This window comes from Hymenobacter sp. HD11105, from assembly GCF_054051685.1.
In genome coordinates this window covers 296,992-321,390 of record NZ_JBSWBR010000001.1, presented here as the reverse complement: position 1 = coordinate 321,390, position 24,399 = coordinate 296,992, and the positions used below count along the sequence as shown (strand labels likewise).

Below are 24,399 nucleotides of genomic sequence, written 5' to 3'. Positions count from 1 at the left end.
ACCTTCGGCTATAAAGCTACGTTCCTCCCACCCCGTATGCGTGATTTTGACGAACTGATAATGCGCCGCGCCCTCGATCTGGCCCGGCTGGGCTTAGGCTATGCGCGACCCAATCCGGTGGTTGGCTGTGTGGTGACGCACAACGGCCGCATCATCGGCGAAGGCTGGCACGAGCGCTACGGCGGCCCCCACGCCGAGGTAAACGCCTTAGCGGCCGTCACCGACAAACGCCTGCTGCCCGAAAGCCGCGTGTACGTAACGCTGGAGCCGTGCGCCCACTTTGGCAAAACCCCGCCCTGCGCCGACCTGCTGATTAAGAGTGGCGTGCGCGACGTGGTCATCTGCAACCTCGACCCAAATCCGCTGGTATCCGGGCGCGGCATCGACAAGCTACAGGCCGCTGGCGTGCGCGTGGAAACGGGCGTACTGGAAGCGGAAGGCCGGTGGCTGAATCGGCGCTTTTTTACTTTTCAGGAAAAGCGTCGCCCTTACGTAGTCTTGAAATGGGCCGAAACTGCCGACGGTTTGCTGGCTGGTCGGTATTACCAGCCTGTCCAGATTAGTGGGGAACTGGCCCGGGTCGTAGTGCATCAGTGGCGGGCTGAAGAGCAGGCTATCTTGGTAGGCACCCGCACGGCCCTGCACGATAACCCCAATCTGAACGTGCGCGAATGGCCCGGCCAAAATCCAGTGCGCGTAGTCATCGACAAAAACCTGAGTTTGCCCCCCAGCCACCATTTGCTTAATGGTCAGCAGTCTACCTTGGTGTATACCTACCGCGAGCGAGCCGCCCGGCCCAACATTGAATATATCAAGCTGCCCGAGGCGGAAGATTTGTTTCCTTGTATTCTGGCTAACTTATATGAGCGCCAGATTCAGTCGGTACTAGTAGAGGGTGGCCCCACGGTGCTGACTTCTTTGTTGAAAGATGGCCTGTGGGATGAAGCGCGCCTGTTGCGCAGCCCCAAAAAGCTGGGGGTTGGCATTGCCGCGCCGCAGCTGGGCATTCGGCATTTGCACGAGCAGGTAACTCTGGGCGACGATACGCTGTTCGTGTATCATCATAACCGCACGTAATTTTACTTGGACAACACGCGAAAGGCGCAACAACGACTTTGCGCTAGAAGCTACTTACTGACTTTATATCTTTCTCATGGCTGAAGAACTCATTCTCGACCTTACCCTTACCAAAGCCGAAAAGTACCAGCAACTGCTTCCTCAAATAGAGGCGCTGACTGCTGGCGAGCCCGACCTGATTGCTAATTTGGCCAACACCATGGGCGCTTTGAAGCAGACCTTCGGCTTTTTTTGGGTGGGCGCTTATCTGGTAAAAAGTGATGAATTGGTGCTCGGGCCTTTTCAGGGACCTATTGCCTGCACGCGTATTCGGCACGGCAAAGGCGTGTGCGGCGCTAGCTGGGCCCAAGCTCAAACCTTGCTGGTGCCTGACGTGGAGCAGTTTCCCGGTCATATTGCTTGCAGCAGCGAGTCCAAATCGGAAATTGTGGTGCCGGTGCTGAAAGATGGCCAGGTAGTAATGGTGCTGGATGTGGACAGCGACCAGCTCAACGACTTCGACCAGGACGACCAGCAGGCGCTAGAGCAACTGGCGCAGCTCATGGGCAAGTGGTTTTTATAAGCGCGTTGGCTATTCGCTATTTAGCTTCCCTAGAGCGTACCTAAACTTGTGGAACCATTGCCTTGAAGGCTCACCCTTTCACTCCAATAGTATGCGCAAAGTTGTTATCTATATTGCCACCAGCCTCGACGGGTACATTGCTGACACTACAGGCTCCGTAGATTGGCTACCGCCGGTGTCAGGAGATGAAGATTACGGGTATGCCGAATTTCTGGCCACGGTAGACACTACGTTGCTCGGCCGCACCACTTACGACCAGGTGCTCACCTTCGGCGAATGGTCGTATCCAGAACTTACTAACTACGTTTTCACTCATCAGCCTCCAGCCGAGGCAGCACATCCATCTGTTCGCTTCGTGACCGAAGATTCGGCACACTTTGTCAGACAGTTGAAGCAGGAAGAAGGCGGCACCATCTGGCTGATTGGCGGTAGTTTACTGGCCGCTCCATTGTTTGCCGCCGGGCTGGTCGATGAGCTCATGCTATTTGTGGTGCCGCTGCTAATCGGCGCCGGTATTCCCCTCTGGCGCCAGGGCCACGCCCAACCGCTACAACTGCTGCGTAGCCAAGCTTGGCCCGATGGCATGGCATTACTGCATTATCAAGTAGCTGGCGTTGAGTAGATGTTTATCGCATAAAAAGCCCCCCAGAAATAATCTGGGGGGCTTTTCTATAGCTATTTTACAAAATCTTGATTTAGAAAAGGCTTGGCGTTTCGGTTTTGAGCTGAGCAATTACGGTTTCGCCACCTTTCACTTTATCACCAAGCTTTACTTTCAGCTCCGTATCCAAGGGCACGTACACATCGACGCGGGAGCCGAACTTGATAAAGCCGAACTCTTCGCCCTGGCTTACTTCGTCGCCTTCGCTCACGTACCACACAATGCGGCGGGCCATAGCGCCGGCAATCTGGCGGAAGAGCACCATCGGGCCAGCTTCAGACTGAACTACCACGGTGGTACGCTCGTTTTTGGTGCTGCTCTTAGGGTGCCAGGCCACCAAATAGTTGCCGGGGTGATATTTAAAATAGCGCACAACGCCCGAAATAGGATTTCGAGTGATATGCACATTGATAGGCGACATGAAGATGCTGATCTGCTTGCGCGTGTCGTCGAAGAATTCCGGCTCGTGCACGTCCTCAATCACAACTACTTTGCCGTCGGCCGGGGCAATAAGCAAGTCTTCGTGGGTGAGCAGATTACGATAGGGACTGCGGAAGAACTGTAGCAGCAGCAGAAACGCTACGGCTGATGCCACCACGAAAATGATGTTGAACGTCTCGTTACGACTATTAAACCGGAACAACAGTAGGTTAACGGCCAGCAGCGCCAGCAGCGTGAAGAATAGTATACGTCGTCCTTCTTTGTGAATCTTCATAAATCGCAGATTAGCTGCGCTAAACTAAGCGTAACGCCAACACAGAATAAATTGCGCAGCTACAGGCGTCAACCTACGTTAAACAATCAAGCTGGGTAGTAAAGTTGCCGAGCTTGGCCACGAATGTACAAAAGCCTGACAAAGATAGCCCGGGCCAAATGGTCCGGGCTATCTGCTGCGAAGGTTTTTATAACTACCCAGTTTGCATACGCATGAATTAGATTATTGATCGACTGATCAATAAAACTTAAGCTGCGTGTACTCACTCGCGCTTAGTAGCCGCCGCGGAACTTGTAGGTCTGGGCTACTTTGTCAATGGCTACAATGTAAGCCGCGATGCGCATTGGCACCTTATACTTCTGGCTGGTAGCATACACCTTCTCAAAGGCATCATTCATGATACGGGCAGCGCGCTCGATTACCATGCCTTCGCTCCACTTGTAGCCCAGGCGGTTTTGTACCCACTCGAAGTACGAAACCGTAACGCCGCCAGAGTTGGCCAGAATATCAGGCACTACCATAATACCCTTGCGGTTGATGATGTCGTCGGCACTGGCCGAAGTAGGGCCGTTGGCGCCTTCTACGATAAGCTTGGCTTGAATCTGTTCAGCATTGTGCTCCGTGATTACATCCTCTACGGCAGCAGGCACCAGCACGTCTACCGCGCTGGTTAGCAGGTCGTCGGGGTCCATGGAAGTGGCGCCCGAGTAACCTTCCAGACGACCATTATGGGCGTTCTTGTAGGCGATGGCCTCATCGATGTTGATACCGTCCTCGTTCCAATAAGCGCCGCTGATATCAGATACGCCTTTGATCTTCACACCTTTCTCGCAGAGCAGCTTGGCCGCCCAGGAGCCCACATTGCCAAAGCCCTGCACAGCTGCCGATGACTTAGTTGGGTCCATGCCCAATTTCTTCATGGCCGCAATAGCCGAAACCATTACGCCGCGACCTGTGGCTTCTACGCGGCCCAAGGAGCCACCCATTACTAAGGGCTTACCCGTCACGACGGCAGGCGAGGTTGCGCCCGTAGTCTTCGAGAATTCGTCCATAAGCCAAGCCATTTCGCGCGGGCCAGTACCCATGTCAGGAGCCGGAATGTCGCGGTCGGGGCCGAATACGTCTTTCAATGCCAGCGTATAGCCGCGGGTCATACGCTCAATTTCGCCAGCGCTCATCTTGGTTGGGTCGCAGATGATACCACCTTTAGCGCCGCCGTAGGGAATATCGACCACAGCGCACTTCCAGGTCATCCAGGCCGCAAGCGCTTTCACCTCGTCGAGGTGCACGTGCATATCGTAGCGAATACCGCCTTTCGACGGACCCAGGATAGTGTTGTGCACCACGCGGTAGCCTTCAAACACCCGAATCTGACCGTTATCCATGGTCACGGGGATGTTGACGATTACCTGCTTATCAGGCGCTTTCAGCACATTATAGGTTGATTCATCCAACCCCAGAATCTCCGCCGCGATATTGAAACGCGACATCATGGATTCAAGCGGGTTCTCGCGGTCCACAATCGGGGCCGGCTCTTTGTACACTGTGGTAACAGCCATACGGGTAAGAAAAGTGAAGGGTGGGAGTGGGATTTTATGGATTAAAAAAGCGCGACCAGACTGGGTGGAGCCACGAACGCGCCCTGCTTTTTGGGGTGGTCAAAGGTAGCAGGTTTGCGCATACGCCAAATGGAGTGAATAGGGTGTGGGGGCATTTTCATTGCGCCATCCAACGCCTGTATGTTCCATTTATTGGGCACCGATACATGCAGAAGTTGGAACGAACGAGGTAACTGTACAGCTTACTCTACTAGTAGCTGTAGCAGTACCAGCACGGGCAGCACGAGCAGCAGCGCATCGAAGCGGTCCAGTAAGCCACCATGCCCAGGCAAAATTCGGCCCGAATCTTTCACGCCCACACTACGCTTGAGCATGGACTCGGCCAAATCGCCTAATACGCCGAACACGGCAACCACAGCAGCTGCGCCCAAGCGGTGTGCGAGCGGCAGTTCAGGCAACATAAAGCCCAATGCCCAGCCCATGCCAAGGGTGAGCAGGGTGCCGCCCACCCAACCTTCCCACGTTTTGCCGGGTGAGATGTTGGGGGCCAATTTGTGCTTGCCCATAGTTTTGCCGGCGGCATAACCTCCTATATCAGCGGCCCAAACTAGAAAAAGCAAAGCCATAATGCGGCGGTAGTCGTAGCCGTTCTCCGTGAAAGCCAGCATATTGAGCAAACTCATGGGAATACTCACGTAGAACAGGCCAAGCATATTCACGCCAATATTGCCAAAGGGATTCTTGGAGCGTGGCCAGATCAGCATCTCCCGCAAAATCAGCAGCACCGGAACGAGCACTAGGCTGCTGAGCAAGGCGCGCTGAATAAGAAAGCCGAAGGAGTAAAAGGACGCCGGACTGCCCGCCACGGTATCGGCGTTATAAATCTGTATAGCCGAGTTACCGTTAGTATCGTAGTGGCCGGAGCCGGCCAGCAAGTGCACACCGAGAAACAGCAACACACTCACGCCCACGCCCATCCCGGCCACCGGCGCGTAGCCCGACTGGCGCATCATCCGGTAAAACTCCAGCAGCATCTTGGCCTGAACCAGGGCAAAAAACACGGCGAAACTCCACGCGCTGTACCAGATACAGCCAAACAAGAGCACTGCTCCCAGTGCCCCGAAGATGACGCGCTGGGTTAGGTTAGACATCGGTTTTTTGCCCGGTGGCTGGTCGGTCAAAGTAGATTCGGCTGGGGCGGGCGTGGGGGGCAAAATAGGCGCGTTTTATAATAAAGTGAAAGGCAGGCTTAAGTCGTTGGCCGGTTGCGGTCCACTTCTATTCCCTTCCCGCTAAGGGTATGGCTCTCAGCCGGAATGGGGGCATCAGCGGTACGCACGGCAATGCCGGTGCTACCGATGGTGTGCGCCTCGGTAGGCTCAGCGGTGGGGGCCATTTTTTGATATAAATGATACAGCAGACCGGCCGTCAGCAGCACCGACAGCAGTACCAAAAACCAGGGCATGCTCTCAGTGGAGTCGGGATCAAAGGTGGTGTTGAGGGTTCGCCGCTGCACTAGGTATAGCAGAATGAGTTGGAAAGCATTTTGGGTGAAGTGCGCCGCCATAGGCACTATAATATTGCCGCTCCAGGCATACAGATACCCAAAAACTACCCCCAGCGCCAAGCGTGGAATAAAGCCAAAAAACTGGAAGTGAATGGCGCTGAAAATCGCCGCTGCCAGCCAAATACCTACGTGGTGATTGCCCGTCCACTGCACCAGGTTGCGCTGCACCACGCCCCGGAACACTAGTTCTTCACTGATAGCCGGCACAACCGCTACCACCAGCAAAGCGACCAGCAAACGCGTAAGGGAAGTGAACTGCGTCAGCGACTTGGTAATGGCTTGCGCTTGCTCCTCTAGCTGTCGGGCCCAAGTCTCGAAACCCTGCATAAAAGCCGGAAATTTTATTCCTGCATTCCATTGCACCAGGCTCGACATAGCGGGCAGGCTCACAACAACGAGCAAGCTGGCGAGCAAGATCCACTCAAAGCGTGAGGGGCGGCGGGGGGCAAAATAATCGGCCCAGCGGTAGCCCTGCAGCTTGGCCAGAGCCAAAGCCGAGCCGGCAAAGCCAACAAACAACGTGACGCCCTGGCTGAGCATGAGCAACGCCCAGCCGTCGGGGTGCGAATCGGGGCGGCGCGTAATGCTGCCCATTTCCATCAGCCCAATACCATATAGGCTACTTGCCAGAATGGCGATGAAAAAAGTGGCTACGCACAGCGCGCCTACCATCAGCCCAACGAGCAAGAGCAGGGTCAGCAACGGGTGCAAGCGGCTGGACACGAAACCTTTCATAGCAGGCGAGTGGTTACGAGAAACTTGGAAGTGTCGTAAATTTGCGCAAATTCCTCTAACCGCCCGCCTGTGGTACACATCCGCGACTTAGCTCTACCCGATTTTCCGTTGCTTTTGGCTCCTATGGAGGACGTATCCGACCCGCCATTTCGGGCCGTATGCAAGGCCAATGGGGCTGATTTGATGTACACTGAGTTTATTTCTTCGGAAGGTCTAATTCGTGACGCGGCCAAAAGCCGGAAAAAACTCGACGTATTTGACTACGAACGGCCTATTGGCATTCAGCTTTTTGGTTCTGATGTGGCCACTATGGGTGAGTGTGCCGCCATCAGCACCGCCGCTGGCCCCGACCTTATCGACATCAACTACGGCTGCCCGGTAAAGCAGGTGGCTTGCCGGGGTGCTGGCGCGGCCCTGCTGCGCGACATTCCGAAAATGGTGGAAATGACCTCGGCCGTGGTCCGCAACACCCATTTGCCCGTGACGGTAAAAACCCGCCTAGGCTGGGACGACGACACTAAAAACGTAGAAGAAGTAGCCGAGCGCCTACAGGATATTGGCATCGAGGCGCTTACCGTGCATGGCCGTACCCGCGCCCAGCTCTATAAGGGCGAGGCAGACTGGACTTTGATCCATCGCATTAAAAACAACCCACGCATTCGCATTCCTATCTTCGGCAACGGCGACATTGACTCGCCCGAAAAAGCGGCGCTATACAAGGACCGCTACGGCGTGGATGGCATTATGATAGGCCGGGCCAGCATTGGCTATCCCTGGATTTTCCGCGAAGTGAAGCACTACCTAGCTACTGGCGAAAAGCTGGCTCCGCCCACCGTAGAGGAGCGTGTGGCCATGTGCCGCATGCACTTTGAAAAAAGCATTGAGTGGAAAGGCCCGCGCGTGGGCGTCTTTGAGATGCGCCGCCACTACGCTCAATACTTCCGCGGTCTAGAAGGCGCCAAGCTGTGGCGCAGCCGTCTCGTCGATGCCGAGCAGCCGGAACTTATTCTAGAGATTCTAGAAGAAATTGCTGCCGCTGAGCCTGTGATGGTAGGCTAGCCTAACGGCAGGCCCATCTGCCGAAACTGAGCCGCCGAATCGCGGGCGCCCCAGCGGCGTTGAATTTTGCCGTCGTGTACCACGAAGTGTTCCATCGCGACAATCTCGTACGCCTTGCCCGTCACTGGGCTTCCACGAAACGAACCTACTGACTGGCCCCGTTCAGTATAGCGCACTGCTACTTCGTCGCCTTCCGCTAATATGGATTCTACTTCTAGCTGAATGTTAAAGGCTGCATGAAGCTCTTGCCACACGGGTATTACCTGCTCCATCTTACCCCAGCCAAGCACTCCATATACTAGCGCATCGGCGGAAAAGATAGTGCGTAGGTCAAGCATATCGCCTTTATTGAAGGCTTCCACATATGCTAGTACAACTTGTTTATTGACTTCTAATGGTTCCATATTGCTACGGGAGAATATGAGTCTCAGAGCATCCCGACAAAGAGATAACATCAGCTGCAATTCTACAGAATGGCTCGCTAACTAGCCAATCAGCTACTGATTTTACTTGTCACATTATGTAAGGCTGTAGTGCTGCTGACAGCGCTTGCGGCCCCTTCTCTTCTAGTGCTTAATTCGATTTCTGTACCCATCATGCCTACCGCTCCTCCCGCTGCACCAGTTGCTACTACCATCGCGCCCGTCCAACGTATTCCGGCTTCGGCCTGGGTGTTGCTGATGATTCTGGCTTGCATTTGGGGTACTTCATTTATTCTGATGAAGAAGGGATTGGAGGTTTTTTCGGCCCTGGAGCTAGGCGCGGCGCGGGTGAGTATAGCGGCGCTAGTGTTGCTGCCGTTTGGGCTGCGGCACGTGCGGCGCGTGGAGCGTAGCCGGTTTCGGTACCTGCTGCTGAGTGGTGTAGTGGGCACGTTTATTCCGGCCTTCTTATTTGCCTACGCTGAAACCAAGCTAGCCTCGGGACTGGCGGGCGTGCTTAATGCCCTAACAGTGGTGTTTACGCTACTGGTGGGCGCCTTATTCTTTCGGCAGCGCATCACGCCGTTACGAGCATTGGGAATAGGACTGGGCTTTGTGGGCACAGTAGTGCTTATTGGTTTAGGCGGTAGCGGTGGCTCATCTACGCCTACCGGCCTGGGCAATGCCTGGTACGGACTATACATCGTGCTGGCCACGATGGGTTACGGCGTCAGTGTGAATGTGATTAAGCACCACTTGCACGGCATGTCTTCCCTGGCCGTCACTAGTCTGCTCCTGTTGCTGATCGGGGGGCCCGCTATTATTTTTCTCTTCGGCTTCACCGATTTTTTCCTCAAGCTCACTACCCAGCCCGGCGCCTGGACGGCCCTGGGCTACATTGCGCTGCTGGCTTTTATGAGCACGGCCGTGGCCATGGTGCTGTTTAACAAGCTTATCCGGGAATCAACAGCGCTTTTTGCCAGTTCCAATACCTATCTGGTGCCCATCGTGGCCTTGGGGTGGGGCGTGTTGGATGGCGAAACGATCAATCTGCTGCACTGCCTGGGTATGGTCATCATTCTGGGGGGCGTTTTTATAGTTAACCGAGCTCGCTAAAGCGGAAGTGTTGGCAGCGTGTTTCATAGACTAAGCTCCAGTGGCCTAGAAACGAGAGTGATGCACGATGGAGCTACCAACCGTGGTGCCACACCAGAAAGCCTAAAACGCTGAAGGCCGCCAGCGCCAACAACCAAGGCCAGTTCGTGCGAACGCTTCGCCATCGTAGTGGTTTATGTCGCTTTTTTCGCATTGCTTTTGGCATACTAGAGCATACGGAGGAGCTACACGCGCCGGATTTACCGGCCGCCTACATCAGAATGCCACTCGCAAATTGAGCTGAAACCAACGGTGTACTCGCCCACCACGAAACTCCGGCGATACCCACGTAGCCGAAGGCTCAAACTGCACGCCACCGTAGGCCAGCACCAAGCCCCCACTCCCCTGCGCGACCGTCCGGCTTATCTCGCTCGCTCGAAGTATATAGGGGCTTTGCTGGTTGAATATTCCTCCTTGCAGCGTAGCATTGTACCCTACCAACCGCCCTTCTAGCCGGCTTTGGGCGTATACCTGGAGCTTCTGTAACCCCCTACGACTCGCGGCAGAAGTCACGCCTAGATTAGTAAAATATGGGTTCATCTTGCCTACGCGCAGCATGAGAGCCGTAGCGGCTAGCGTATGCAAGGTGCCAGCTGAAGCTCGTGCCGTACCAATCAGCTCCGCAAATTTGCCCCCCAGTACTTGTTTTTCGACTGCTACTTGGTACCCAAGCACTAAGTCATTGCGGATTTGATAGTCCCAACCCCGCGGCCTAGGTGCGTCTAGCAGTTCGTGCACTTTTGTTTGAAACCCTTTTGCGCCGGCTATCGGCCCAATAAAGCCTATATCCAGGCCCGCAGTAAAACGTTGGTGTTGACCGGCTTCGTTGACAATGCGGTACAGGGAGGCGTAGATATATGAGGCGTACGGCCGGTCGCCGACGCGGATGAAATCATCCTGAATACGCAGGGGCGTGAACCCATCGTAGACCAGCTTGACGCCGTGGTAGTGCACAGCGGCCATTTTGCCCCCCAGCAGCACTTTATTCACCGGAGACTTCGCTAACTGCGGCAATACTACATCCAGGGTCATGCCCTGGGTGAAGTAATAATCGGTGCGGAAAAAGGCATCGTTGGCGAAGCTGTAGGCGATAATTCGGTCGGGGCTGACGCTACCGCTATTAGGGGGTGTTTGTTGGGCGCGGCTAGTCCCAACGAGCGTGAGAATCAGTAATAAGCTTAGCCAGTAGCGCATAGGCTGCTACCTACGCAATGCATGGCACAAGCAGTTTGGGAATGCGCAGTAAGTGAAGCTAGTAGCAGCTTATTTTTGGGTCCGGTGGCGTGAAAACTTGTACGGTATTTCAAGCTTTGGTCAAGCCCGAAAGGATTATGTTAGCTTCTCAGACTCAACTTACTGTGCTTGTAGCTATAGCCGAAATACACACCCAGGCCCATTACCAGCCAGGCAAAGAATAGCAGCCAGTTATTCACGCCGAGCTGCGTCATTAAATACAAATTGGTAAGCAAGCCCAGCACTGGCAGCAACGACAGCCGATTCCGGAAAGACGTAATGCTCAAGTACACGCAGAAGCCCAAAAATACCAGCATCGGGATGGTATGCCGGAAGCCTTCGTAGCCACCGTCGCCGCGCACGGCCCGACCAAACTCAGTTACCTGCTCGGCATTGTAAGTGAACAATAAAATGCCCCCCACAAGCACAACCAGCGGCACCAAGAACCGGCCATTGAGGTAAGGCACCTTGAAGCGGGCCTCGGACGTGCCATGCGGATCAATTACCAAAATGCCGCCGCACACTAACGCGAAAGCGAACAAGGTGCCGATGCTGGTTAGGTCGATAACCAGATCCATATTGAGCAACAACGCCGGAACGCCCACAAACAGGCCTGTTACGATAGTGCTGAACGAAGGCGTGCGGAAGCGTGGATGCACGCGGGCAAACACGGGCGGCAACAGACCGTCGCGCGACATCGACATCCAAATGCGCGGCTGCCCGATTTGGAACACGAGCAGCACTGAAGCCATGGCAAAAATGGCACTTACCGCCACCAGTCCCGCCAACTGCGGCAAACCAACTTTGGTGAATACGAAAGCTAGCGGGTCGCCCACACCTAGCTCCGTGTAGGATACCATGCCCGTAAGTACCAGCGTAACAATGACGTAGAGAATAGTGCAGATAATGAGGGCGTAAATCATGGCGCGAGGCAAGTCGCGCTGAGGATTCTTGCACTCTTCGGCCGTGGTACTAATAGCGTCGAAACCGATGTAGGCGAAGAAGACCGCCGACACGCCCTTGAGCACGCCGCTCACGCCATTGGGCGCAAAGGGCGTCCAGTTGCCGGTGTTGACGTAAAAAATGCCCACCAGAATCACCACTGCCACCACAATAAGCTTCAGCAGCACCAGCAGATTGGAGGCATTCTTGGATTCTTTAATCCCCACGTACACTAGGCAGGTAATAAGGAAGGTGATGCCGAAAGCAGGCAAATCGACCACTAAGCGCAGCGAATCCGTGATTTCGGGGGCGGCGAGCCAGGTTTGATAGCTAGCCAGGTCAGCGGGTGAGGCTTCGGTCAGCGGCCGGCCGGCCAGCATTAGTTCTAACACCCGGTGGTAGCCTTCATAAGCGCTCTGAAAACCCATGGTCAGGTAGGCCGGAATTTCCAGCCCCACGCCTTGCAGCAGCCCCGTAAAGTAATCGGACCAGGAAATAGCGACGACAATGTTGCCTACGGTGTATTCCATAATTAGAGCCCAGCCGATAATCCAGGCCGTCAGCTCCCCAAAAGAGGCGTAGGCGTAGGTGTAGGCCGAGCCACTAATGGGAATGGTAGCCGCAAACTGCGCGTAGCATAAGGCCGAAAACGCACAGGCAATAGCCGTAAAGATGAACAGAAGCGACACGGCTGGGCCACCGTCGTGGCTGGCATTACCAATAGTGCTGAAAATACCAGCCCCAATGACGGCCGCAATACCCAGGGCCGTCAGGTCGCGCACCGTCAGGTTACGTTCCAGAGCACCTTCTTCCGTGCTGCCCGGGTGAGCAGCCGTATCGACGGGCGGGTTTTGCAGGATGGCGGAAATGTCTTTACGACGGAAGAGGGAGGAGAAAGAACTCATTCGGAGGGTGAAGGGCAGAGTGTTTGGGGGGCAAAAGATAAAGAATAATGCGGCGGGGCTGCATAACTCGGCATAGGCTATTTGCATTAGGCGCCGCTGAGCTTCCAAAGCTGACGACCGAACGCTTCGACTTTCCTGCTTTTTGCTCAAGAATATCCACGGCTCCGTGTGGAATTCTATTCGGCTTAGCATCAGCATAGAAACGTCAACTGCTAGCTGCTATGCCACACCGCCCCAGCATCACCATTCCGGAGCCTTGCCACGAAAACTGGGCTCAGATGTCACCCGCCGCCCAAGGCCGCCACTGCGCCGCCTGCGACAAGGTAGTGGTGGATTTTACGCGCATGACCGATACGGAGGTGGTCAATTGGCTACAGCGTCAGCAGGCAGGGCAGACTTGCGGCCGGTTCGCGACCCAACAGCTGAATAGGCCGCTATTGGTGCCGCCTGCGCCCGCGCCGCGGTGGCAGAAGTGGGTGGCGGCTACTGCGGCCGCAGTGGGACTCCATGTTGCGATGCCTACCTCCGCTCAAGCCCAACGCACCACTCCCACGGAGCAACGCCTGATTACGCTGGGAATAGTAGCGGTGCCGCGCCGCGTAGAACCGCTAGCTTTGAATTTGCCCCTCAGAGGAGTGCGGGGCATTGTGGAGGACTCCGCGCCACGAGAGCCGCTGCCAGGTGTTACAGTAATAATAGCTGGTACTACCACTGGCGTCAGCACAAATGCAGAGGGCGAATTTAAACTTGAGCTTCCGAGTGGATTTGATAAGGCTGATTCCGTCGAGTTAGAGTTCAGTGCCATAGGCTATATTAGCCAGCGGCGGACTTTCGATTCATCGGAGTTAGATACACTTCGAGTGGCGTTAGCACCCGAGAGTAGGATGCTGTCGGGTGAAGTCGTGATAGTTGGCGGCTATAATGTGGCGCCCTGGTATAGCCCACGCGGCCTGTGGCAACGTGCTACCCGCATATTTCGGCAGCCTTAACTTAGTTTGAGCAAACCTTTTGCCCCTCAAAGTCATTCTCTGGGGGTATGAGAAATTTATTGCTGCTCGCCCTTTTGCTATTCTTTGCTACCGCTTGCTCATTTAAGCCGACCAATAAGCATGATGTCTTTAATGAGCGCGCTCAGCTGCCTCAGGAAGAAGCGCCTCACCTGCGCAACTCATTGGAGTGGTGGTACTTTACGGGCCATCTAAAAGATAAAGCCACCGGCCAAAGCTATGGGGTGGAATACGTGTTCTTCCATTTCAACCCCACGGGCAAGCAGGACTACCAGATGGTCAACTTTGCCCTCACCGATCCGCAGACCAAGCAGTTCCGCTACGACTATAAGGTAGAGCGGCTGCCCAAGCTGCTGCCGGCTACGTTGCCCTTGAGCCTAAAAATGCAGAAAAAGGACCAGCGCTGGACGCTCACCGGTCAGGAAGGCAATTATCATTTAGAAGCCCGCATGGCCAGCCACTCCGGTACCGCCGTGAATCTGACCACGACGCCCGCCAAGCCTATTTTGCTGCACGGTGGCACCGGCTACGAGAAATATGGTCCCGTAGCCCAAGCAGGGTATTATAGCTACCCTCGCCTTGCTGCTACCGGCACCATTGAGGTCGATGGCAAGCTACGGGAAGTAGAAGGCGAACTGTGGTATGACCGCCAGTGGAACTGCAACTCTGTGACTACTAAAGACCTAGGTTGGGATTGGTTTTCCGTGCAGCTCGACGAGCCGCGAGAAGAAATTATGGCGTACCAGCTGTTCAACAAAGCCACCGGGCAGAGCGTGAGCGGAGGTTCACATTTTGGTCCCCAGGCCCAAAACAGCCACCTCGCGGCCGAAGACTTCCAGCTCGAAACGCTCGACTACTGGACTAGCCCCAGCTCTAAGCTGCGCTACCCCAGCAAATGGCGCCTGCGCGTGCCAAGCCAAGGCTATGATCTTACTATTGAGCCCGTTATTCCTGACCAAGAGTTGACCCTAAAGCTGCTGCCGGGCATCAAAATGAGCTATTGGGAAGGTATGTGTCACGTGACAGGTACCCACTATGGCAAGCCGGTGACCGGCAACAGCTATGTAGAAATCACCAACCGCAAAGAGGTAAAGCTACAGCGGGGAGCTCCGGCCAGCAGCACGGCCACGAACGCAGTTACGCGTTAAGCAGAAGCCTTCTCACTGCTAGCTATTCTCCATTCAGGATAATTCGGAACGTAGTGCCTTTGCCCACTTCCGACCACTTCACGAAGAGCCGCCCCTCGTGGTAGTTTTCAATAATACGCTTAGCCAGCGCTAGGCCTAGACCCCAGCCTCTCTTTTTGGTGGTATAGCCGGGCAGGAAAACCCGATCTAGCTTGCTTTTGGGAATGCCTTTGCCCGTATCGGTGATGTCGATGGCAATCTGGGACTTGTTGCGCACGGGGCGGCGCAGGTGAATGGTGATGCTGCCGCGGCCGTCCATGGCATCGATGGCGTTTTTGCAGATATTCTCAATTACCCAGTCGAAGAGCGGAATGTTGAGCTTGGCGGGAGTGTGCGTAGGCAGGCTGGTTTCTATATTAATTACCACCTTCTTCGAAACCCGGCTTTGCAGGTAGGCAATTGCGTTCTGGGTTACTTGCAGGATGTTCTCATCCTTGAGCACGGGCACCGAGCCGATGTTAGAAAAACGCTCCGTGATGATTTCGAGGCGACGTACGTCTTTGCCCAGCTCGTCCACAATAGGCTCATCCCGAAACCGCTCCGATTCTTTTAGGTACGTGTGCCAAGCCATCAGGCTGCTCAGCGGCGTACCTAGTTGGTGGGCCGTTTCTTTGGCTAGGCCCACCCACACGCGGTTTTGCTCGGCCCGGCGCGAGTAGCTGAATGCGAAGTAGGCAATCACACCCAAGCAGGCAATAATAGCCAACTGCACCAGCGGATAGTAGCGCAACTGTGTGAGCAGCACCGAGTCTTGGTAATAAATGTAATTGCGCAACCCCGCCGCGTACTCCACCACAATGGGCGGGTGCTGGGACTTCATCTTCTCAATCCGGTCACGCAAAAACCGAATAACCGCCTCCTCCGACATTCCCTTGGGTATGTCGATGTTCTTGGTGCCCTGAATGTTGCCCTTATCATCGGTGAAGATGATAGGAATAGTTGTGTTGGCGTCGATGATCTGCTCCTGCACAAACACGAGGTTGGTTTCTTCCTCCGTGCTGATAATGTAGCGCTGGGCCTTGGCGTACAAGTCGATCTGCTGCTGCTCCCGCTCGGATAAGCGGCCTACCAGGATGTTGGTATAGATAACTGTAGCTGCGGCAATTAGCAGGGCACCCGCCAGCACCACGAGCTTAATACGGGACTTCTGGTCGTAAATCGGTAGCAAAGGCGGAAAAGCTGTAAGGCAAAATGCCCCCCACGGGATGCTCGGAGGGCGATGAGCGCATGGTGACGAAGATACGTGCCTGCGCCCGTTGCAGACGCCAATTTGTGCTGTGGGGTTCCACGGTTGGGCTTCAGGACAAGCTACCAAACGTTTTTTGCAAGTTTATATTTCCAAGAAAAAGCCCCCCAGGGGTAGTATAAGCCTTTTGGCAGGATACTTTTCGTATTCTCGAACCACCCTTGGCTAGCTGCTGTTTTCAGACTAGCGATTTGCACCGTATTTTTGCCCCCCAGATTCTCGCACTAGCACCAGCTATGCTCCACCCATTCAAGGCCGTTAGTCTCTCTTTCAAAAAAGCCCCCCTCGAAATTCGGGAGCTTATTGCTTTAGACGAGGCTGCTTGCCGCCGCTTCCTGCACTCACTTCACCACGACCTGGGTCTTAGCGACCTGCTCGTGCTCAGCACCTGCAACCGGACGGAGGTTTATTACGCCGCCGACCAAGACCAAAGCGCTGCCATTATCACGGCTCTGGGCCAACTCAAGGGCTTGCCCGAGAGCCACGCCTACGCCTCGTACTTCGATGTGCTCGACACCTACGACGCCGCTGTGCTGCACCTCTTTGAGGTAGCTATGGGCCTCGATGCACAGGTAGTAGGTGACTTACAGATCAGCAACCAGGTAAAGAACGCCTACCAGTGGACCGCCGATGCGGACGCCGCCGGGCCGTTTTTGCACCGCCTGATGCACACTATTTTCTTCACCAACAAGCGCGTACAGCAAGAAACCAGCTTCCGCGACGGAGCCGCTTCTACGTCGTATGCCACGCTTGAGCTGGTCGAAGAACTCACCGCCGACGTTGCCAACCCGCATATTCTGGTGGTAGGCTTAGGCGAGATCGGAGCTGATGTGTGCCGCCACCTCGGCGACAGCAACCTATTCACCAACGTTACCATCTGCAACCGTACGCGCAGCAAGGCCGAAGCTTTGGCCGCGGAGTGTGGTTTGCAGGTGCTCGACTTTGAAGATCTCGTAGCGGGCTTGAAAGACGCCGATGTGGTTATTTCATCTGTCAACCGCGAGTCGCCCTTTTTCACCACCGATATGGTAGCCCGCCTCGATGTGTTGAGCTACAAGTTCTTTATCGACCTGTCGGTACCCCGTAGCGTGGAGGCCGAAGTAGAGAACGTGCCGGGCGTGTTGGTTTACAACATCGATGCTATTCATAGCAAAGCCGGCGCGGCTCTAGAGAAGCGTTTGGCGGCGGTGCCTCAAGTGCGCGCCATCATTGCCGAAAGCATTACCAGCCTCTCTGACTGGACCAAGGAAATGCTGGTGTCGCCCACTATTCAGAAGCTGAAGAATGCCTTAGAGCAGATTCGGCAGGAAGAAATGGACCGCTACCAGAAGAAAATGGCTCCCGACGAAGCTAAGCGCATGGACGAAATCACCCGCTCCTTGATGCAGAAGTTTCTGAAACAGCCGGTACTGCAGCTGAAGGCAGCCTGCAAGCGCGGCGAAGCCGAGCAAGTTATTGACATCTTGACGGAGTTGTTTGACTTAGAAAACCAGCCTACTACGGTTTAAGCTTAGGCATTCAATTGAAGTTATAATACACGAAAAAAGACCGCCAGTAGCGGTCTTTTTTCGTTTGGTTTCGTCAGAGAAACAGATCAATTACATCGATTCGCAGCAGTCTTCGAGTGAATCAATCACGTCGAGAAGCTTAGGAATGGACAGAGAGTAGTAAATCTTGGTGCCTACTTTGAAAGAGGACAGGATGCCACGGTCTTTCAAGGTAATAAGGTGCTGAGAGGCAATGGCTTGTGGCAAGTCGAGCGAACGGTAGATCTCCGTTACAGTCATCTTGTCTTCTTTGCCTAGCAAATCCACGATAGCTAAGCGTTTTGGGTGGGCCAACACCTTCAGCATTGCGGCAGCCTTGTCTACTTTCTTGGATTCTACGCGCGCCAGCAGAGGTTTCATATAGGAGTACAAAGGTGGAAAACTGAGGGAAAGACTCGAGGAATAGAATAAGGCCTATACGATATTCTAGCCCTGCAAAGTTCCTTTGAAACGCACATGAGTCTGAAAAGATTTAGTACTAGCAGAGTTTAATTAGGTTTTGCTTATAAAAAATTATGATCTAAAAGCTTATTCCAAAGCGCTAGCAAGGGTCTACTTACCTTTGCCCCTTCTTTTTCCCACCCTATCAAATTTTTTGTATTTCTAATGAAAGACCTACTGGCCCAATTTGAAAATAAGCGTCCGGAGATAGTTTTTGAGTGGAAGGATGCCGAAACCGAGGCAGAAGGTTGGGTTGTCATTAACTCGTTGCGGGGCGGAGCGGCCGGCGGCGGCACCCGTATGCGCCAGGGCCTAGACAAGCGGGAGGTAGAAAGCCTAGCCAAAACCATGGAGGTAAAGTTCACCGTGTCGGGCCCGGCCATCGGGGGGGCAAAATCGGGTATCAACTTCGACCCCCAAGACCCGCGCAAGCGTGGAGTGCTAGAGCGCTGGTATAAGGCTGTTATTCCGCTGCTCAAGAATTATTACGGCACGGGCGGCGACCTGAACGTGGATGAAATTCACGATGTAATTCCTATTACAGAAGATTATGGCCTGTGGCACCCGCAGGAAGGTATCGTAAACGGCCACTACCGCGCCACCGAGCCTCAGAAGATTCAGAAGCTCGGCCAGCTGCGTCAGGGCGTAGTAAAAGTGATTGAGGATGCCACCTTCACGCCAAGCCTAGCCCGTAAGTACACCGTGGCCGACCTGATTACGGGCTACGGCGTAGCTGAAGCCGTGCGCCACTATTACGAGTTGTGGGGCGGCGAGCTGGCCGGCAAGCGCGCCCTGATTCAAGGTTGGGGCAACGTGGGCGCCGCGGCTGCTTATTACTTAGCTAGCCAAGGCGTGCGCATTACCGGCATTATTGATCGGGCCGGCGGTCTGCTCAGCGCCGACGGATTTTCGCTGGAAGAAATTCGCCAGCTATTTCTGGATCGGCATAATAACACGCTTACGGCCAGCGGCTTGCTTTCTTTTGAGGAAATAAGCCAGCGCATTTGGTCGTCGGGCGCGGAGATATTTATTCCAGCGGCCTCGTCGCGGCTCGTGTCGCGGACGCAAGTGGAGCAAATGGTGGCGGAGGGCCTGGAAGTTATTTCCTGCGGAGCCAATGTACCCTTCCAAGATCCTGAGATATTCTTCGGCCCCACTGGCGAGTACGCCGACCAGCACGTTTCCATCATCCCCGATTTTATTGCGAACTGCGGCATGGCCCGCGTATTTGCGTATCTGATGGAAACCAACGCTGAAATCACCGACCAAGCCATCTTCGGTGATACCTCACGCGTTATTCGTCGGGCCCTGGAGCGCACCCGCCAACAGGGCGATAGCCGCACCGGTCTGGCGCAGAAATCATTTGAGATGGCACTACGAGAGCTAGTTTAAATTCCAGTGTGAGCTTCTGGCCATCAGATGCTTACCTATATACATTATGACTGTTAACGAATTTCTTCAGTACCGCATATTTGGCAATAATATCGGCACGTACCTCGTGTGCGGGGCTATTTTGCTGGCGGGCTACGCGTTCAAAACGCTGTTATCGAGGCTGTTGTCGCGGCTGCTGTTTCGCTTTCTGCGCAAGCAAACGGAGGGCGTAAGCGAGAGGCAGTTTCAAGCGCTGCTTATTAAGCCCATTGCGCTAGTGGTGTTTCTGACTACTCTTTTTCTTGCGTTCAAGGTGCTCGATTACCCCGTACGTACCGCCGACCTAGATAAGAGCGACCATTGGCTGGAGCTCATCGTTTTTCGGCTCTACCAGATTGGTTTTATCATGGCAGTCTGTTGGATCATTCTGCGCCTGATTGATTTTTCTGTATTGGTATTCAGCCGCCGGGCCGAAGTGTTGCCGTCGCGGCTGAATAATCAGCTCATTCCATTCGCCAAAGATTTGCTGAAGGTGTTTGTGATGATCATCGCCTTTCTGATCATTCTGGGCAAAGGATTTGGGGTCAACGTAACTGCGCTGGTCGGTGGCTTGGGTATTGGTGGTCTGGCCGTGGCGTTTGCAGCCAAAGAGAGCTTGGAAAACCTGATTGCCTCCTTCACGATCTTCCTCGACCGCCCTTTCGCGGTGGGTGACTTGGTAACGGTAGGCGGCGTGACAGGCACCGTCGAGAAAGTTGGTTTTCGGAGCACCCGCCTGCGCACGGTGGAGAAAAGCTACGTGACGGTTCCCAATAAGTCGATGATCGATAAGCCTCTGGACAACTTATCCCTTCGGACGGCCCGGCGCGTGAATTTTACCCTTACCATCAGCCACGAAACAACCAGTGAGCAGCTGCGCCACATCATTGCCGACGCTACTGATACTATTCGCGCTCACCCGCTTACCACGCCTGAGGTGCAGCTGCAGTTCTCGGCCCTAACCCCTACCGCCAAAGAAGCCGCTGTGCAGTATTTCGTCGAAACCAATGACTACAGCGAGTATTTGGCGGTGAAGGAGGAGCTGAACTATGGTATTGTAGAGGCAGTGGAGCGCCATGGAGGGAAATTCGCTAATATTCTCGCCAGCTACCAGACGCCTAGCGACCGCCTAGAGGGCTTGCAGTCAACGGCACAACCAGTGCTGGGGAAGTAAGGATTGAGTCTTGAGTATTTAGAAATTAAAAAAGCCCCCCAGATAGTCTCTGGGGGGCTTTTTTCTAAGCAACTTATAGCATACAGCGCGGCCGCCTATCGTCCGCCGAGGAGGCCTCCGAGCAAGCCGCCCATGCTGCCACCACCACCGAGGAGGCTGCCAAGGCCGCCGCCACCAGCCGAACGCGGCGCTGAGTTAGGACGTCCGCCTAGGCCACCCAAGATGGACGTGAGCGAGCCTAAGCCACCACTGCCCACGTGGGAGCCTTGCTGCGGGTACTGTTGGCCGCCACCGCCCATCACGTTACCGAGCAAGCCGCCACCAAGCAGGCCGCCAAGTAGGCCACCCATGCCGCTACCACCCATGGCACCGCCCATAGCGCCGCTCATCAAACCACCCATGGTACCGCCGCCCATGAGGCCGCCACCCATACCACCGCGGCTGCCACCACCCATCATGCGCGAGAGCACCATGGGAGCAACTACGCCCAACAGGCCACCCATCAGAGCGCCTTTGGGAATACCGGCACTTTCAATTTTATCGCCAATGCTGCTCAAAAAGCCTTGTTTAGCAGGATCATTGGGATCATGAGGCACTTTGGAAGCCTGGTCTACTACCTGCTCCAGCGTGTGCTGTTGCTGCTGGTTGATGCCTAAGTAAGCGGCTATTTTATTGACCATGGCCTCTTCGTCGTTGGAATAGGCGCCATCGGCCCGTGCGAAGCTGATTAGGTCAGTGATCAAGGAAAAGCGCAGATCGGAGTTGCGCAGAACATCCAGGTTTTGTTTTACGGTGTTATTGTTGGCATCCTGGGCAGCGCTTAATACCTGCTGGGTCGCGCCACTGGATAGGCCAGAAGCCTGAGAAAGCTGCTGTAAAAACTCAATTTCAGCTTCTGAAGCCTGGCGGTCGGCCGAAGCCAAGCTGGCAATTACACTGAGGTAGGCCGTTTTTTCCTGTTCAGAATAGTTCTGCAATACTTGATTGTTGTCCATAGCGGTTGAGGTTGGAAGGAAAGAAAATACCGTTGTCCTTAACGCGCTGTAAGAAGAAATGTTAATGCTCGGGTGTAGCCAACCCACAACTAGTTCTGGCTGAACCCTTCTATCATTAATCTCAAGTGCTCTATCAGAAATCGAAATATTCGTCGGGCTGGGGTTGAGCTGGCTTCTTGGGGGGCTTTTTGGCCTCGAAAGGCTTGCGCGTTTCGGTTGGTGGAACTGTCGGCTCGGCCGTCGTAGCAGCCGGGTTTTTCAATAAATCGCCCAGGTTGGGCCGCGGGCCGCTGGGAGGAGTAGCGGCAGCGCGATTAGTTTGCGCACGGGTCCGGTCGTAGCTCACCCGAAAGTCATTCTCATCGCCCTGGATAGCCAGCAGTAAATTAGGCCCTGTAGTACCGCTACCGCCCACCGACGTGCGGTGCAGCAGCCCCGGCAACACCGGAATGGAAAGGTGATAATCCATCTGCTGATCAAAGGTATGCGTGCCCGTGACGCGGATAATGGAAGCTGTACGCACGTTGGAGCGAATTTCCATCTCAGGCATATACACCGTCCGGCTCTGGATGTAGAAGTTATTGGTGAGCTCCGCGAAGCGCAGATGACGCAGCTGGTCCCGGCGGGCGATCATGGACAGCTTTTGCAGAGGCTCAAAATTATTTAACTCACCATTGCGCACTGTGGCCTTTATTTCGGCTTCCATGCGGTCGGTAAGCGGCGTGAGGCGGCGGTCGAAGTATAGATCCGACTCGCCGGAGGCCGTGAGGCGACCCCGCAGGTGGCGGGCCGTGATAAACTTCTGGCCAAAGTCTTCAAACACATAAAACAAGCTGTCCAGCGGCAGCTGGGAGCAGGCCATCGTGGTATGCACCTTCAGCAAATCGGGTTGCCGGGCATCGATGCTACCCCGAATGCTGGCTTGCCCGCCAGCCGCCGCTACGCTCAGCGTAGGCGAGGAAATGACCTGGTCGCGTAGGCGCAGTGTACCGTTCAGGTCGCGCCCCCGAAAGCGTCGAAAGCGCACCCGCCCTACGCTAGCCCGCACATCGAGCGCTAAGTTGGGCGCCACATGAAACTCATACTCTGAGCTGTTAGCGGCGGCTTTGCGGCCTGGGGGGCTTTTTAGGGTAGTGCTGGCTTCCGCTAGCTGAGCGCTCAGCAATTGATCGAAATCCAACAAACGGGATTTTACGTCGGCTTCCACCAGCAGCTGCTGGCGGGGCAAGAGCAGCCACCCCAACGCATTTTTGAACAACCCGTTCAGTTGAAAATCAGAGCGCCCAATGCGGCCTTTAAAGTCGTTAACGGCCACGTCGTTGCGACGCAGAATAAAATTGCCACTCAACCCCGTAAACGGTTGTCCAAAGTCGCGGAGGCGCAAGCTTACGCCACGCAGCGTAAGGTCGCCGCTTGATTGCACCGCCGCCGCGGCCGGCTGGGCCCGGAACGCGCGCAGATTGCCATTGAAGCGCAGAGCCAACTGGGCGTTGCCGCTGGCCTCGCGCACGGATGCCACTGGGTAAAAGCGCAGAGCCCGGGCCACGTCGATGTCGGCCTTCAGATCGAGCTGTACGGTGGGGTCGTCGAAATTGTGGTAACGCAAATTGCCCCCCAGCGCCCGGCCGTGTAAGGTGCCCCGCATCTGGCTCAGGGCCAGCGTAGAGGTTCGAAGCTGGCGCTGGAGACCATTGTCGAAAGTGCCTGTCAGGTAAACGTGCTCCACCGTCTCTTTGTACTCGGGATGATAGAAAGATGCATCGCGGCAGCCGAATTTCAACATTACCCGTGGGTTACTGTAGGCCGACATAGCGCCCCGCACCGTGCCCCGAAAGTAGACTTCCCCGCGGCTACGGTAGGCGCTTAGGTTACCGGCCAAGCGCGGCGGCAGCAAGGCCACAATCGACTGAACATCCGTTTGCCGGCCATCGAGGCGCAGGTCGAGCAGCGTTTCGCCCCCATAGCCCACCGTACCTGCCACGCCATAGGTTGCCGGCCCGATACGTAGATCAGAGGGCTGAATCGTAATCCGCCGACCGGGCCGGTCAATGGCAAGCACTGTTTTCAGGGTCAGCTCTTTGGCGCGAAAGTACTTGTCTTCTCCGAGCTCAATTGCTTCAATTCGCGCTCTGCCCTCGGCTTGAATGTCTATCAGGGTTTCGGTTACGGTAAGGCCAGCGCGCAGATCGTGGGCCCGCACGGTGTGGCGCTGGCGGCGGGAAATATCATTGAAGATTACCAACACCCGCCGCAGATTGATACGCTCTAGGGCAAACGCCAGCGCCTGCTCATCGGTCGTACCCGTTGAGTCGGTGCGGAAGACATCCCAGTTAGGCTGACTTTGGGCATCATAGCGCACCTGCACCGTTGCCGAGTCCAGGGTGACGGCCCGAATGCGGTAGCGCCCGGCCACGAGGTCCCAGATATCGAAGGCGCAGTACAGCCGCCGGGCGCGGGCCAACGCTACCGTATCGTGGGGCAAAGAGCCGCCTACCACAACGTTCTTCAGTGTCACGGACACCCGCGGAAACTGATCGATCAGGGACAAGTCGATCTTGCCCACTTGCACGGGGGTGCGCAGATGGCGGTTAGCCTCCTGCACAAACAGCGCAATAATGCGCTCCTCACCCAACCAGATTCCCAAAATGCTCCCCAACAGCAGCAAAATGCCCCCCAGCAGCGAGTACAGAAAAAACTTTTTTAAACGAATCAACAACCGAAATTTTCTGGTAGTGAAACAGTTGAGAGATTTTTGATGGTCTCTCAGTAAAAATTATAGCCCGAAGGTCGCGGTTTTTTT

General features: G+C 55.1%; 21 protein-coding genes. 10 read left to right on the top strand and 11 right to left on the bottom strand.

What is annotated here, in order from left to right:
• Nucleotides 1–36 precede the first annotated feature (36 nt).
• The 3 genes from ribD to ACW9KT_RS01475 all read left to right on the top strand — a co-directional run bounded on the left by ribD (nucleotide 37) and on the right by ACW9KT_RS01475 (nucleotide 2,261).
• A complete protein-coding gene (ribD, locus tag ACW9KT_RS01485; protein ID WP_457077594.1) occupies nucleotides 37–1,077 on the top strand; it encodes a bifunctional diaminohydroxyphosphoribosylaminopyrimidine deaminase/5-amino-6-(5-phosphoribosylamino)uracil reductase RibD in 1,041 nt (346 codons plus the stop codon).
• 76 nt (nucleotides 1,078–1,153) lie between these two features.
• Entirely contained in the window at nucleotides 1,154–1,639 is a 486-nt protein-coding gene (locus ACW9KT_RS01480) for a GAF domain-containing protein (protein WP_457077593.1), read from the top strand.
• A 91-nt stretch (nucleotides 1,640–1,730) separates the two neighbouring features.
• Nucleotides 1,731–2,261 (top strand): dihydrofolate reductase family protein, encoded by a 531-nt coding sequence (locus ACW9KT_RS01475; RefSeq protein WP_457077592.1) that lies wholly within the window; start codon nucleotides 1,731–1,733, stop codon nucleotides 2,259–2,261.
• 73 nt (nucleotides 2,262–2,334) lie between these two features.
• Here ACW9KT_RS01475 and ACW9KT_RS01470 read toward each other — a convergent pair whose 3' ends face one another.
• From ACW9KT_RS01470 to ACW9KT_RS01455, 4 genes are all read right to left on the bottom strand, one after another.
• On the bottom strand, nucleotides 2,335–3,015 hold the full coding sequence (locus tag ACW9KT_RS01470) for a phosphatidylserine decarboxylase family protein (RefSeq protein ID WP_457077591.1): 681 nt from the start codon (nucleotides 3,013–3,015) through the stop codon (nucleotides 2,335–2,337).
• A 272-nt stretch (nucleotides 3,016–3,287) separates the two neighbouring features.
• Nucleotides 3,288–4,574, bottom strand: a complete 1,287-nt coding sequence (locus ACW9KT_RS01465) for a Glu/Leu/Phe/Val family dehydrogenase (RefSeq protein ID WP_457077590.1) — start codon at nucleotides 4,572–4,574, stop codon at nucleotides 3,288–3,290.
• Nucleotides 4,575–4,816: 242 nt separating this feature from the next.
• Nucleotides 4,817–5,788, bottom strand: coding sequence for a phosphatidate cytidylyltransferase (locus ACW9KT_RS01460; protein WP_457077589.1), 972 nt, complete (start codon nucleotides 5,786–5,788; stop codon nucleotides 4,817–4,819).
• A 35-nt stretch (nucleotides 5,789–5,823) separates the two neighbouring features.
• On the bottom strand, nucleotides 5,824–6,876 hold the full coding sequence (locus tag ACW9KT_RS01455; protein ID WP_457077588.1) for a CPBP family intramembrane glutamic endopeptidase: 1,053 nt from the start codon (nucleotides 6,874–6,876) through the stop codon (nucleotides 5,824–5,826).
• Between the two features lie 69 nt (nucleotides 6,877–6,945).
• Here ACW9KT_RS01455 and dusB point away from each other — a divergent pair, with 69 nt between their 5' ends.
• Nucleotides 6,946–7,935 carry a tRNA dihydrouridine synthase DusB gene (dusB, locus tag ACW9KT_RS01450; protein ID WP_457077587.1) on the top strand — a complete coding sequence of 330 codons (990 nt, stop codon included), beginning with the start codon at nucleotides 6,946–6,948 and terminating at the stop codon, nucleotides 7,933–7,935.
• Here dusB and ACW9KT_RS01445 read toward each other — a convergent pair.
• On the bottom strand, nucleotides 7,932–8,339 hold the full coding sequence (locus ACW9KT_RS01445; RefSeq protein WP_457077586.1) for an ester cyclase: 408 nt from the start codon (nucleotides 8,337–8,339) through the stop codon (nucleotides 7,932–7,934). The two genes, dusB and ACW9KT_RS01445, sit on opposite strands and share 4 nt — an antisense overlap.
• A 192-nt stretch (nucleotides 8,340–8,531) precedes the next feature.
• Between ACW9KT_RS01445 and ACW9KT_RS01440 the strand changes: the two genes are divergently transcribed.
• Entirely contained in the window at nucleotides 8,532–9,473 is a 942-nt protein-coding gene (locus ACW9KT_RS01440) for a DMT family transporter (protein WP_457077585.1), read from the top strand.
• Between the two features lie 255 nt (nucleotides 9,474–9,728).
• On the opposite strand, the gene ACW9KT_RS01435 is transcribed toward ACW9KT_RS01440, so the two are convergent.
• Nucleotides 9,729–10,706, bottom strand: a complete 978-nt coding sequence (locus tag ACW9KT_RS01435; protein ID WP_457077584.1) for a lipid A deacylase LpxR family protein — start codon at nucleotides 10,704–10,706, stop codon at nucleotides 9,729–9,731.
• Between the two features lie 140 nt (nucleotides 10,707–10,846).
• Nucleotides 10,847–12,592: an amino acid permease gene (locus ACW9KT_RS01430; protein WP_457077583.1), complete on the bottom strand. Its 1,746-nt coding sequence runs from the start codon at nucleotides 12,590–12,592 to the stop codon at nucleotides 10,847–10,849.
• Nucleotides 12,593–12,813: 221 nt separating this feature from the next.
• Between ACW9KT_RS01430 and ACW9KT_RS01425 the strand changes: the two genes are divergently transcribed.
• On the top strand, nucleotides 12,814–13,581 hold the full coding sequence (locus ACW9KT_RS01425) for a carboxypeptidase-like regulatory domain-containing protein (RefSeq protein WP_457077581.1): 768 nt from the start codon (nucleotides 12,814–12,816) through the stop codon (nucleotides 13,579–13,581).
• 47 nt (nucleotides 13,582–13,628) lie between these two features.
• Nucleotides 13,629–14,747, top strand: coding sequence for a lipocalin family protein (locus tag ACW9KT_RS01420; RefSeq protein WP_457077580.1), 1,119 nt, complete (start codon nucleotides 13,629–13,631; stop codon nucleotides 14,745–14,747).
• Nucleotides 14,748–14,769: 22 nt separating this feature from the next.
• Here the strand turns inward: ACW9KT_RS01420 and ACW9KT_RS01415 are convergent, their stop codons facing one another.
• Nucleotides 14,770–15,954: an ATP-binding protein gene (locus ACW9KT_RS01415; protein ID WP_457077579.1), complete on the bottom strand. Its 1,185-nt coding sequence runs from the start codon at nucleotides 15,952–15,954 to the stop codon at nucleotides 14,770–14,772.
• A gap of 314 nt (nucleotides 15,955–16,268) precedes the next feature.
• Between ACW9KT_RS01415 and hemA the strand changes: the two genes are divergently transcribed.
• Entirely contained in the window at nucleotides 16,269–17,540 is a 1,272-nt protein-coding gene (gene hemA, locus ACW9KT_RS01410) for a glutamyl-tRNA reductase (RefSeq protein ID WP_457077578.1), read from the top strand.
• 90 nt (nucleotides 17,541–17,630) lie between these two features.
• Here hemA and ACW9KT_RS01405 read toward each other — a convergent pair whose 3' ends face one another.
• Nucleotides 17,631–17,939 (bottom strand): ArsR/SmtB family transcription factor, encoded by a 309-nt coding sequence (locus tag ACW9KT_RS01405; RefSeq protein WP_084443403.1) that lies wholly within the window; start codon nucleotides 17,937–17,939, stop codon nucleotides 17,631–17,633.
• Between the two features lie 246 nt (nucleotides 17,940–18,185).
• Here ACW9KT_RS01405 and ACW9KT_RS01400 point away from each other — a divergent pair, with 246 nt between their 5' ends.
• Both ACW9KT_RS01400 and ACW9KT_RS01395 read left to right on the top strand, forming a co-directional pair.
• Nucleotides 18,186–19,412: a Glu/Leu/Phe/Val dehydrogenase dimerization domain-containing protein gene (locus tag ACW9KT_RS01400; RefSeq protein ID WP_457077577.1), complete on the top strand. Its 1,227-nt coding sequence runs from the start codon at nucleotides 18,186–18,188 to the stop codon at nucleotides 19,410–19,412.
• A gap of 46 nt (nucleotides 19,413–19,458) precedes the next feature.
• The gene (locus ACW9KT_RS01395) at nucleotides 19,459–20,604 is read left to right on the top strand and encodes a mechanosensitive ion channel family protein (RefSeq protein ID WP_457077576.1); all 1,146 of its coding nucleotides are present in this window, start codon (nucleotides 19,459–19,461) and stop codon (nucleotides 20,602–20,604) included.
• A gap of 95 nt (nucleotides 20,605–20,699) precedes the next feature.
• On the opposite strand, the gene ACW9KT_RS01390 is transcribed toward ACW9KT_RS01395, so the two are convergent.
• Both ACW9KT_RS01390 and ACW9KT_RS01385 read right to left on the bottom strand, forming a co-directional pair.
• On the bottom strand, nucleotides 20,700–21,599 hold the full coding sequence (locus tag ACW9KT_RS01390) for a TerB family tellurite resistance protein (RefSeq protein ID WP_457077575.1): 900 nt from the start codon (nucleotides 21,597–21,599) through the stop codon (nucleotides 20,700–20,702).
• Between the two features lie 133 nt (nucleotides 21,600–21,732).
• Nucleotides 21,733–24,312 carry an AsmA-like C-terminal region-containing protein gene (locus ACW9KT_RS01385; RefSeq protein ID WP_457077574.1) on the bottom strand — a complete coding sequence of 860 codons (2,580 nt, stop codon included), beginning with the start codon at nucleotides 24,310–24,312 and terminating at the stop codon, nucleotides 21,733–21,735.
• Nucleotides 24,313–24,399 lie beyond the last annotated feature (87 nt).

Coding starts and splice junctions, on each gene's coding strand:
- ribD (WP_457077594.1), top strand. CDS start 37: ATGCGTGATTTTGACGAACTGATAATGCGCCGCGCCCTCGATCTGGCC.
- ACW9KT_RS01480 (WP_457077593.1), top strand. CDS start 1,154: ATGGCTGAAGAACTCATTCTCGACCTTACCCTTACCAAAGCCGAAAAG.
- ACW9KT_RS01475 (WP_457077592.1), top strand. CDS start 1,731: ATGCGCAAAGTTGTTATCTATATTGCCACCAGCCTCGACGGGTACATT.
- ACW9KT_RS01470 (WP_457077591.1), bottom strand. CDS start 3,015: ATGAAGATTCACAAAGAAGGACGACGTATACTATTCTTCACGCTGCTG.
- ACW9KT_RS01465 (WP_457077590.1), bottom strand. CDS start 4,574: ATGGCTGTTACCACAGTGTACAAAGAGCCGGCCCCGATTGTGGACCGC.
- ACW9KT_RS01455 (WP_457077588.1), bottom strand. CDS start 6,876: ATGAAAGGTTTCGTGTCCAGCCGCTTGCACCCGTTGCTGACCCTGCTC.
- ACW9KT_RS01445 (WP_457077586.1), bottom strand. CDS start 8,339: ATGGAACCATTAGAAGTCAATAAACAAGTTGTACTAGCATATGTGGAA.
- ACW9KT_RS01440 (WP_457077585.1), top strand. CDS start 8,532: ATGCCTACCGCTCCTCCCGCTGCACCAGTTGCTACTACCATCGCGCCC.
- ACW9KT_RS01435 (WP_457077584.1), bottom strand. CDS start 10,706: ATGCGCTACTGGCTAAGCTTATTACTGATTCTCACGCTCGTTGGGACT.
- ACW9KT_RS01430 (WP_457077583.1), bottom strand. CDS start 12,592: ATGAGTTCTTTCTCCTCCCTCTTCCGTCGTAAAGACATTTCCGCCATC.
- ACW9KT_RS01425 (WP_457077581.1), top strand. CDS start 12,814: ATGCCACACCGCCCCAGCATCACCATTCCGGAGCCTTGCCACGAAAAC.
- ACW9KT_RS01420 (WP_457077580.1), top strand. CDS start 13,629: ATGAGAAATTTATTGCTGCTCGCCCTTTTGCTATTCTTTGCTACCGCT.
- hemA (WP_457077578.1), top strand. CDS start 16,269: ATGCTCCACCCATTCAAGGCCGTTAGTCTCTCTTTCAAAAAAGCCCCC.
- ACW9KT_RS01405 (WP_084443403.1), bottom strand. CDS start 17,939: ATGAAACCTCTGCTGGCGCGCGTAGAATCCAAGAAAGTAGACAAGGCT.
- ACW9KT_RS01400 (WP_457077577.1), top strand. CDS start 18,186: ATGAAAGACCTACTGGCCCAATTTGAAAATAAGCGTCCGGAGATAGTT.
- ACW9KT_RS01395 (WP_457077576.1), top strand. CDS start 19,459: ATGACTGTTAACGAATTTCTTCAGTACCGCATATTTGGCAATAATATC.
- ACW9KT_RS01390 (WP_457077575.1), bottom strand. CDS start 21,599: ATGGACAACAATCAAGTATTGCAGAACTATTCTGAACAGGAAAAAACG.